Origin of the sequence: Sulfoacidibacillus ferrooxidans, from assembly GCF_022606465.1 — a bacterium.
In the GTDB taxonomy this organism is placed as follows: Bacteria; Bacillota; Bacilli; order Alicyclobacillales; family SLC66; genus Sulfoacidibacillus; species Sulfoacidibacillus ferrooxidans.
Genome location: NZ_JALBUF010000117.1, coordinates 1 through 314 on the forward strand (window position 1 = coordinate 1; position 314 = coordinate 314).

General features: G+C 56.4%; 2 rRNA genes. Both read right to left on the minus strand.

What is annotated here, in order from left to right:
- Positions 1 to 114, minus strand: a 5S ribosomal RNA gene (rrf, locus tag MM817_RS16630); the annotation flags it as partial.
- 114 nt (positions 115 to 228) lie between these two features.
- Positions 229 to 314 (minus strand): 23S ribosomal RNA (locus MM817_RS16635); the annotation flags it as partial.

Consider the following 314-nt stretch of genomic DNA (forward strand, 5'->3'; position numbering starts at 1 on the left):
TGGCAACGACCTACTCTCCCAGGACCCTGCGGTCCAAGTACCATCGGCGCTGGAGGGCTTAACCTTCGTGTTCGGGATGGGTACGGGTGTGTCCCCTCCGCCATCATCACCAGACGCTGCATGCTCCTCACAGAAGCCCACCTGCTGCTTCTCTGTTCGTCATGCGCTGAAGCTTCCCTTACGGGTTCCTTCACAACTAGAGGTGAACTACGTGTCGTTCTCTTTGTTGAGGATAAGCCCTCGACCGATTCGTATCCGTCTGCTCCACATGTCGCCATGCTTCCACACCGGACCGATCTACCTTGTGTTCTTCA